The organism is Mesorhizobium sp. LSJC285A00 (assembly GCF_000503155.1).
Classification (GTDB): Bacteria; Pseudomonadota; Alphaproteobacteria; order Rhizobiales; family Rhizobiaceae; genus Mesorhizobium.
In genome coordinates this window covers 1-9,550 of record NZ_AYVK01000079.1, presented here as the reverse complement: position 1 = coordinate 9,550, position 9,550 = coordinate 1, and the positions used below count along the sequence as shown (strand labels likewise).

The 9,550-nt window shown below is 58.0% G+C and carries 8 protein-coding genes and 1 pseudogene; 2 read left to right on the top strand and 7 right to left on the bottom strand.

The window, feature by feature from the left end:
- Window positions 1-249: 249 nt before the first annotated feature.
- From X726_RS137735 to X726_RS137760, 6 genes are all read right to left on the bottom strand, one after another.
- Entirely contained in the window at window positions 250-1,881 is a 1,632-nt protein-coding gene (locus tag X726_RS137735; protein WP_023686074.1) for an ABC transporter ATP-binding protein, read from the bottom strand.
- Window positions 1,871-2,755, bottom strand: a complete 885-nt coding sequence (locus tag X726_RS137740) for an ABC transporter permease (RefSeq protein ID WP_023673827.1) — start codon at window positions 2,753-2,755, stop codon at window positions 1,871-1,873. The genes X726_RS137735 and X726_RS137740 overlap by 11 nt, the downstream gene beginning before the upstream one ends.
- Window positions 2,752-3,798, bottom strand: a complete 1,047-nt coding sequence (locus X726_RS137745) for an ABC transporter permease (protein ID WP_023673826.1) — start codon at window positions 3,796-3,798, stop codon at window positions 2,752-2,754. The genes X726_RS137740 and X726_RS137745 overlap by 4 nt, the downstream gene beginning before the upstream one ends.
- 87 nt (window positions 3,799-3,885) lie before the next feature.
- Window positions 3,886-5,493, bottom strand: a complete 1,608-nt coding sequence (locus X726_RS137750) for an ABC transporter substrate-binding protein (RefSeq protein WP_023673825.1) — start codon at window positions 5,491-5,493, stop codon at window positions 3,886-3,888.
- A gap of 121 nt (window positions 5,494-5,614) precedes the next feature.
- Window positions 5,615-5,968, bottom strand: coding sequence for a Rieske (2Fe-2S) protein (locus X726_RS137755; RefSeq protein ID WP_023673824.1), 354 nt, complete (start codon window positions 5,966-5,968; stop codon window positions 5,615-5,617).
- An 11-nt stretch (window positions 5,969-5,979) separates the two neighbouring features.
- Entirely contained in the window at window positions 5,980-7,062 is a 1,083-nt protein-coding gene (locus X726_RS137760; RefSeq protein ID WP_031194312.1) for an amidohydrolase family protein, read from the bottom strand.
- A gap of 129 nt (window positions 7,063-7,191) precedes the next feature.
- On the opposite strand from X726_RS137760, the gene X726_RS137765 reads away from it, so the two are divergent.
- Together X726_RS137765 and X726_RS137770 are read left to right on the top strand one after the other, a co-directional pair.
- Window positions 7,192-8,049, top strand: coding sequence for a LysR family transcriptional regulator (locus X726_RS137765; protein ID WP_023673822.1), 858 nt, complete (start codon window positions 7,192-7,194; stop codon window positions 8,047-8,049).
- A 90-nt stretch (window positions 8,050-8,139) separates the two neighbouring features.
- A complete protein-coding gene (locus tag X726_RS137770; RefSeq protein ID WP_031204576.1) occupies window positions 8,140-9,216 on the top strand; it encodes a hybrid-cluster NAD(P)-dependent oxidoreductase in 1,077 nt (358 codons plus the stop codon).
- A gap of 259 nt (window positions 9,217-9,475) precedes the next feature.
- Here X726_RS137770 and X726_RS1000000170955 read toward each other — a convergent pair.
- Window positions 9,476-9,550: pseudogene (locus tag X726_RS1000000170955) on the bottom strand (transposase); the annotation flags it as partial.

Genomic DNA, 9,550 nt, shown 5'->3' with positions numbered 1-9,550 from the left:
ACGATAGCCGATCAGCTCGGCGAGATCGTGAAGTCCACAGCAGACAAGACCGAGCATGCCGTGCGCGAACGTATTTCCGATACGCCTCAGCGTCAAACCTAGCCTGATGGTCCTGGATCAGCGATAGACGGTTCCAGAAGGCGTGCATAATAGTCGCGCTGATCGCTGCGCGTGGAGCTCGATCATGCCCTTCAAAGCACGTGGAAGATGGGCGGACGGGGACTTAATTCCTGACCACCTTGCAACCTGTCAGATTTTCCGACTGGCCAGCAATCTTGTCAGCCAGTCAGGATCCATTTCGGGAACAGAGGACAAAAGCCGTTCGGTGTAAGCGGCATGCGGAGGTGTGAGAACCACGCTCTTCAATCCCTGCTCGACGACTTTGCCGCCGTGCATGACGACAATCTCGTCTGCTATCGCGCGCACCGTGGCAATGTCATGGGTAATGAAGATGTAGCTCATCCCGAGTTCACGCTGTAGGCGCATCAGAAGCTTGAGGATCTCCTCCTGCACAATTTGGTCGAGCGCGGATGTGATCTCGTCGCAGATGATAAGCTCCGGTTCGGCAGCCAATGCCCGCGCAATGCAGACGCGTTGTTTTTGGCCACCTGATAGCTCGCCAGGTAGACGTTCCAGAAAATCCTCGCTCATCTCGACCATGTGCATAAGTTCGCTTATCCGGCGATCTCTCTGCGCGCCTTTGAGGCCGAGGTAGAATTCGAGTGGCCGCTCTAAGACTTCTTCGACCGTTTGGCGCGGATTAAGGGCGTTGTCGGGCATTTGATAAATCATCTGGACGCGACGCAGGACCTCCTTGGGCCGCGCCTTCAGGCTCTTGGAAAGGAGCTGGCCTGCGAAAGAAATCGAACCCGAACTTGGCGGCAAGAGTCCGGTAACGACTCGAGCGAGCGTCGATTTCCCAGAACCGGATTCGCCGACCACAGCGACTGTTCTTCCGCGCGGAACCTTGATGGAGACATCCTGGAGCACCTTGACCCCTCCGGCATAAGCCGCGGTGACGTTGTCTATCGTCAAGAGATAGTCATCGGCTGGAACTTCGGGCTTGGCGAGCTTGCGGACTGCCCAGAGCGTCCTCGTATATTCCTGGCTGGGGGAGGCCAGCATCTGGCGTGTGTCAGCCACCTCCACGGTAACTCCGTGTCGCAGAACCATGATGCGATCCGCCATTTGCGCCACCACCGCCAGGTCATGCGTTACGTAGATTGCAGCAGTACTGAATTCCTCAACGATGTTGCGAATGGAGGCAAGGACTTCAACCTGCGTGGTCACATCGAGCGCCGTTGTTGGCTCGTCGAATATTATGAGGTCCGGTCGACAAGCCATTGCCATCGCTGTCATGGCCCGTTGCAACTGCCCGCCTGAGACCTGATGAGGATAGCGAAAGCCTATGCTCTCGGGTTCTGGGAGCTGAAGACGCCGATAAAGATCCACGGCGCTCCGGTTCGCCTCTTCCCGGCTGACGATTCCATGCGCCACCGCGGTTTCGATGGTTTGTTCCAAAAGTCGATGTGCCGGATTGAAGGAGGCCGCCGCGCTTTGCGCGACATAGGCAATGCGGGAGCCCCGGAGACGACGGCGCCCCTTTTCATTGACTGCCAGGAGATCAATCCCGTCGAACAGGACCGAGCCCTGTGTGATCCGGCAGCCCGGTTTGGCATAGCCCATTGCGGCAAGGCCAATGGTGGACTTGCCGGCGCCTGACTCGCCGATTAGGCCAAGAACCTCCCCCCGCTTCAGCGTAAGATCGATCCCGCGGACGATGGGATGCCACTGTTCGTCCGAGGATCCCTCCACATGCAGATTGCGGATTTGCAGTAGATCCTTTCCTTTTTCGCGTGAGCCTGGATCGCTACTTTTCATCCCGCAACCCGCTTGTTGCGTGCAGGTACCAGTCCACAACGAAATTTACGGATACGGTAAGAAGAGCTATCGCGCCGGCCGGAAGCAGCGGCGTGACATCGCCGTAAGTGATCAGGGTTGCGTTCTCGCGCACCATTGATCCCCAATCGGCCGTCGGCGGCTGAATACCGACTCCGAGGAACGACAGCGCCGCGACTGTCAGGAACACGAAGCAGAATCGCAAGCCGAACTCGGCGACCAGTGGAGGCATGACATTGGGAAGGATTTCATTGGCGATGATCCATCTCGGTCCCTCGCCGCGCAATCGCGCCACCTCGACATATTCCATCACGGCCACGTTAAGCCCAACGGCGCGAGAAAGCCGAAAGACACGGGTGGAATCGAGAAGCGCAATGATAACAATCAGGCTGGTGATCGACGAGCCGAAGATCGACAGAAGCACCAGCGCGAAGATCAGACTCGGGATCGACATCAGCACGTCCACCGCACGCGACAAGATCTGGTCGAGCCACCCCCTATACAATGCGGCAAGGAGGCCGAGCGACACGCCTACCGCGAAGGAGAGCAATGTAGTCGCGACCGCGATAGCGATGGTGTTGCGCGCACCGTAGATCAAGCGGGTGAGCATGTCGCGGCCGAGCTGGTCGGTTCCCAATTTGAATTCCTGATTCCACGGCGCGAAGGCTTCGCTGAAGACCTGCGTCTCGCCATATGGGGCTATCCAGTGCGCGAAGACCGCAACAAGGACGTAGCCAACGATCACCACGATGCCGAACCATGCACTAAGCGGTGCCTTCTTCAGCGCTGTTGTCGCCCGGCTGGCACGCGAGCGCCTCAGCCTCTGAACCGCCGCGATAGATTGGGATCTGGTCATCGTGGGTGCAAGAGCCTGGGGTTGGTGGCGATGGAAATAATGTCGGCCAGCAGGTTGAGAAGGATGTAGGTCGCGGCGAAAATCAGGGCACAGGCCTGGACAACCGGAACATCCCTGGATTTTACCGCATCAACCATCAGTTGGCCGATCCCGGGATAGACGAAAACGACCTCGACCACGACCACTCCGACGATGAGATATGCCATATTGAACGCCACGACAGTGACGATGGGAGCCCAGGCATTGGGCAGGGCATGCCTCAGCACGATCACCATCGGGGACATTCCCTTGAGGCGCGCCATATCGATGTAGGGGCTTGCGAGCATGTTGATGATGGCCGCTCGGGTCATGCGCATCATGTGGGCCACGATCACGAGTGTAAGGGTGATTGCCGGCAGCGCCACTTTCCAGAGGTGCTCCCAAAATGGGGTCTGATCGTTCACATTCGACAATGTCGGAAATTTGGGAACCGCATTGAGTGCCCAGGTCAGTGAGATACTGAGCCAATGGGGCAGGGATTGAGCGAAATCGGATGCAATGAACGTGTCGCGCGAGATCACCAGGTAGGCGAGCATATAGGCGACGAAAAACTCCGGGAACGAAATAGTTGTCAGTGTCACGGCATTCACCAGCCGGTCGAACCAGCCGTTGCGGTACAGCGCGGCGAGAATGCCAAGCCCAAGCGCCAGCGGAACCGCTATCAGCGCGGTCACCGCTGCAAGAAACATCGTATTGTAGAGGCGTGGCGCGATGATCTCGGCCACGGTACGCCGATATCCGGTGCGGCTCGCGAACGAAGAGCCGAAGTCGCCGTGAAGCATTTGCGCGACCCAGACGAAATAGCGCTCGACAGGCGGACGATCGATGCCGATTTCCCGCTGAAAGGCGGCGACCGTTTCGGGCGTCGCCGACTGCCCGAGCGTGGCCTTGGCGAAGTCGCCCGGAAGCATCGCGATGGCAGAGAAGATGATGATGGACACGATGAACAAAGTGACCAGGCCGAGGCCAAGGCGCTGCAGAACCGTTCTTGCGACGGGGTTCATGTGAGTGCCGTCTCCCTTTGGGCGGCAGTCCTGCACTCGGAGCAAGCCGACCGGAGCCTCACAACCATCGTGGCCCCGGCCGCCTTTTCATGCCGTGGCGATCCACCAGCGTTCGGCCATTTTCAGTCCATCGTTCTCCCAGTTGGGCGCCACTTCGCCATGTGCGAGCTTTTTGGATTGGGCGCTGACGAAATTGTTGAAGACCAGCACGATGCTGCCGCCATCGTCGTGGGTTAGTTGCTGCATCTCGGCATACATCGCCGCTCGCTTGGCCTCGTCCGTCTCGGCCCGCGCCTTAACAAGCAATTCGTTGAAATGGGGATTTTTCCAGAACGACTCATTCCAGCTGGAGTCCGCGGCGAAGGCTTGCGTGAACATCCAGTCGGCCGTCGCTCGACCGCTCCAATAGGATGCGCACCAGGGTTTCTTGAGCCAGATATTGTCCCAATAAGCGTCCTCGGCCTCCCGCACGACATTGACGTCGATGCCGCATTGGGCTGCCGTCTCGCGAATGAGCGAAGCCGCATCCACCGCGCCTGCAAAAGCGGCATCGGCGACCGAGAGATCCACCTTCAGGTTCTCCATTCCGGCCTTTTTCAGGTAGTGCTTGGCTTTTTCCGGATCGAAGTTGTGTTGCGGTTGCGGATCCTTGGCGAATTTGATCGCTGGCGCGATCGGGTTGTCGTTAGCCACGGTGGCGTGGCCGAGAAAGATCTTGTCGACGATTTCTTGGCGATTGATCGCCCATTTCAATGCCGTTCGCACGTCTGGATTATCAAACGGCGCCATCGCGGCATTCATCGGCAAGGTATAATGTCCGTAGCCGGTGACCTCGACGATTTCCACCTTCGGATTGCGTTTCAACATGCCGAGGGTCTTGAGGTCGGCGCGGCCGATATAGTCCACCTCGCCCGTCGACAAGGCCGCCATGCGAGCGGCAAGATCAGTGATGGCGATGAATTCCACCTCGTCGAGATAGGGCTTGCCGTTTTTGAAGTAGTTTGGATTGCGCTTGAGTTTCGCCGAAACGCCGGGCTGGAAATTCTCAAGGAGGAAAGCGCCGGTGCGAACCCCTGAAGCCCAGTCCGCCTTGCCGTCCTTGGCTGGCATGATGACCAGATGGTAGTCACTCATGATGTAAGGGAAATCGGCGTTGCCGCTCTTGAGCGTGAAGACCACCGTTTCCGGGCCGTCGGCCTTGATCCCGGCGACGGACTCCAACAGCGACTTCGCCGCCGATTTTGTGTCCTTGCCCATGTGATATTGCAATGACGTCACGACGTCATCCGCCGTCACAGTCTTGCCGTTGTGGAAGGTTGCGCCTTTGCGCAGCTTGAAGGCCCAGGTCTTGGCCCCATCCGAAGATTCGAAGCTCTCGGCGAGGTCCGGTTGGACATTGCCTTTGGCGTCGACCTCAGTGAGGCTGTTGGATAGCGAGCCCGAAAACGCGGTTTGTGTGAACGTATCGGGGTAGCCGGCCGGATCGATTGAATCCGTCGTCGCGCCATGAGCCATGCCGAGCTTGGCGAAGCCGCCGTGCATCGGTTCGGCACGCGCCCTGGCGACGAAGAGCGTGTCGGCGGCGGCGACCGTCAGGCCTGCGGCTATCCCAAGATGAATGAAGTCGCGGCGGGAAACTTTGCCGCCACCGACCAGGCTTTGCGCGAGACCAAGCTTGTATTCAGATTCTGACATTTGACTCTCCCATTGCGGAGTTCTCCGCGTTATTTCTTTCAAGCACCTGCGAACAAATCTGCTAGTTGGCTTCGGCCATCTTTCTTCGAATTTTTCCAATCCCAATCGGCTTTTGGGCCAATCAGGCCGTCACATAGATGCTGCCGGCTTCGACGGTGACTGGAAATGTGCGAGCGCGAATGGACGGATCGACCAAGGCTTCACCTGACTTGATGTCGAATTCCCAGCCATGCCAGGCGCATCGAACGATCTCGTTTTCGCGATGATAGATGAATTGCGCTTGTTCAACGGGCGCGGTTGTCCCGCATTGCGGTCCCTCGCAAAGTGGAGCGCCGCGGTGCGGACAGACATTCAGCAGCGCGTGGAATGAATCTCCGATGCGGAAAATCCCGACCGAAAGGCTGCGGATCTTGGCGATAAACGGAGATCCTGTTTCGATCTCGTCGACGCGGCAGATATATGTCTTCTCGGGCATCGTATGCTTCCTCAGGCAGCATTCGCGGCTTGCGCACGGGGGATGCGTTTGTAGACTTCCAACGCATTCAGTCCCATGATCTTGCTCTTCCAGGCAGGAGGGATTTGCAGCGTGTTGGCATCGTCGTAATCCCAGTGCGGATAGTCCGACGCAAACATCAGCGTGTTTTCCCCGTCCATGGCTTCGAGCGTGGACCAGAGATGTTGGATGTTTGCAGGTTGCTCCAGCGGCTGCGTGGAAAAGCGGATGTTGCGCCGGCAATATTCCGATGGCAGCATCTTCAGCCATGGCGTCTCTTTACGCAGCGCTTTGTAGTCGGCATCCAGGCGCCACAGGACCGACGGAACCCAGGCGACACCGCACTCGATGATCACGAAGTAGAGGTCCGGCCACTTCTCGAAGACGCCATGGGCGATCATGCTTGCCACGTGCGACATCGCGGACATGTGCAAAATGGCATGCGTTTCCCAGAAGAATGTCGTGGGCGCAGGCGCAATGGCAGTTGAATTCACGCCGCCATGCCCGCCCAGATGTATGGCGAACGGCAACCCTACTTCAGCGCAAGCTTCGTAGATCGGATGGTAGAACGGGTCTCCATACGGCTTGACGGACCCTTGGGAAGCGAGAACCTGGACCATACGCGGATGACTGCCCAGACGGCGTATCTCGGCGGCAGCGAGCTTCGGATCCTGTGGTGCGATGATGATCGAACCCATGAAACGATCGTCTTTCGGCAGCCATTGGTTGATCTGATAGTCATTGTAGGCGCTGACCAGGGCGCTGGCATAGTAAGGATTGGCGAGGGTCGACGCCTCGATCGGCTCATCGCCGGTGAGGATCGCCACGTCGACTTTGTACTTGTCGAGGTGCTTCTCTTTCATGATGAGATAATTGTCGGCTTCCGTCTTCGGACGGACGTCCTTGCGGGAGAAGTCCTGCGGATGAAACCAGGGGCGATGGCCATGCGGAAATGCGCCGACTGGACCTGTTTTCTCGCCCTCGGTGAACATGTCTTTCCACAAGCCGGAAAGGTATGGCGTCAACACGGTGGCGCTTGACCAGTAATTGTGACAGTCGCAATCAACTATGAACACTTTGTTCCGCTCCGTGGCCCGTCCCGGCGGTGCGCCGGCCGATGATCTGGTGCAGCTTCCCCCTTGAGTATTGTTTGATCAAGCTTATGGTAGGCAGGAACATGATCGAATTTTTCGATCGGGATTTCCATGCAGCTTGATCACATCGAAACCTTTCTCGACATCATCGAATCGAGAAATTTCAATCGCACCGCAGATCGGTTGGGCTTAACCCAATCGACAATCAGCACCCGCATCAAGAACCTGGAGAGCGCAATCGGATCTGAACTGTTCCAACGCGGACGCGCCGGGGCAGAGCCGACTGCCGCAGGGCGCCGGTTCGAAGCCTACGCAAGATCTCTGGTATCCACTTGGTCGCAGGCTCGCCACGATGTCCGGGCCTTCAACCGTTTCGAAGGCACCTTGCGCGTTGCCGCCCAAGTGGGCATGACCCGCTCAGTCCTGCCCGGGTGGGTCGAAACCCTGTGCCAAGCACTTCCGAAGTCCTCAATCCATGTCGAGTCGGATTATTCGAACCAGATGGTCAGCGACCTCAGCATGGGAAACCTGGATATCGCGGTGCTTTATGCCCCCCGCTACTTGCCTGAGATCGCATACGAGCACCTGATGGTCGAGGAATATGTAATGGTTTCGACTGCCGCCAGAAACCTGTCGGACGTCGATCCCGACACCTACATCCGACCAGGCTACACCGTCGTGCTGGAGAAAACGCACGCAGAGATGCTGGCCCAATTGGCGATCTGCCGACTTTCGACCGGATCGGAAGCTCTGGCGGAGATCATGCTCCGGCGAACGGGCGGCACTTGCTACATGCGCAGCGATGATGCGCGCAGGTTTACCGGTGAGCTTCCATCGTTCCTGGTCGAAGGAGCGCCGACCTTGCACCAGCCAGTCCATACGGCGATACTGGCACGCCGCAAACACGAACCGATCATTCGCAAAGGCATCCGTGCTCTCCATCTCGCTGTTATGTCGCTGGAGGTTTAATCGATATTCCCGATCATAACGCTGGAATAATATTGCTGTTCAGCGGGGTAAGAACTGGCATGTTCGCTCGACCTAACGCCGAGCCGCACGATGAATGCATACGCCTCCATCCAAGCCTCAGATGTCGTGCCCACCATGCGTCAGCGGCGATGGGCACAAAAGACGCGAGATATAGTGCTCTGCCGTCGCGTGATAGACGAGACGCACGATGTGAAAACATTTGTTCTCACATCTGCCGCTGGTCGGATGTTCTGCTTCAGCGCGGGCCAGTATGTTCTCGTGCACCTCAGGATCAACGGCGCCACAATAACGCGCGCCTACTCGGTATCGTCACCGCCGACGCGACCGCTTGATCTTCAGATCACCGTGAAGCGAACGCAAGGCGGGCTCACTTCCAACTGGATCCATGACCATTTGACGCCGGGCAGCGAGATCGAGATCGAAGGGCCGCTCGGTTCGTTCAATCTGGATAAATTGCCGTCGGAGAAACCTGTTTTCCTTTCGGGCGGGAGCGGCGTGACTCCGACCATGTCAATGCTGCGTGCGCTTACAGACCGCGCAGACGACAGGGAGATCCGCTTCATTCACAGCGCGAAAACCCCAGGCGACATCATCTTCCGAGCGGAACTGGAAGCACTTGCCGCTCGCTTTCCCAATGTTCAAGTGACTTTGGTTTGCGGCCAGGGAGGTCCCGCTTGGACGGGTTCAACCGGCCGAATTGATGGTCGGATGCTGCTGAGCCTGGTTCCCGATCTTCAAAAGCGCACTGTTTTTGCCTGTGGGCCCGAAGGGTACATGAAGACGGCACGCGCCTGCCTTGATGCAATAGGCTTCCCGCCAGCGCAGTATCACGAGGAGAGTTTCGGAGGCAGCAATGGTTCTCGGTCGGAATTGGGCTTGGCGATTTCGTCTTCGGTCCGTTTTGTCCGCTCGGGTGTGGAGCATCGCTGCGCGCCCGGAGAGACCCTGCTGGACGCGGCGCGGAACTGTGGCATCTACATCCCAACCGCCTGCCAGCAGGGCGTTTGCGGAACGTGCCGAATAGCCAAACTATCCGGCGAGGTTACCATGGACGATTTAGGCGGACTGAATGCTAAAGAGAAATCTGCCGGCTATGTCCTGGCATGTTGCAGCCGCCCGCGAGGGACGGTTTTGCTCGACGCTTAGCTCGGCGTTGTTGACTGTTGGAAGATTCCGTCGGCGCACGCATCGGCGTCAGGGTCTAACCCAACGGCTCGACGCTCGAAGCTGTCAGTCCGTTATCGGCCCCCAAATGAGACGTTGGAAGCATTGAGGGCAGGGGACAGTTCGTGGCGCAAACGAGATAGCAGCTCCGAGTAGTCATCGCTGTTCGCGAAACGGTCGATTTCTGGACATCGCAATGTCGGGTATGGACTAACGCGCTATCTCGGCTCGAGGACCAATTCGTATTGGGGAAGATGCGCACGACATAGGTGCGCCGGCGGATTTCCTCGTTGAGCCGCTCCAGCATGTTGGTGGA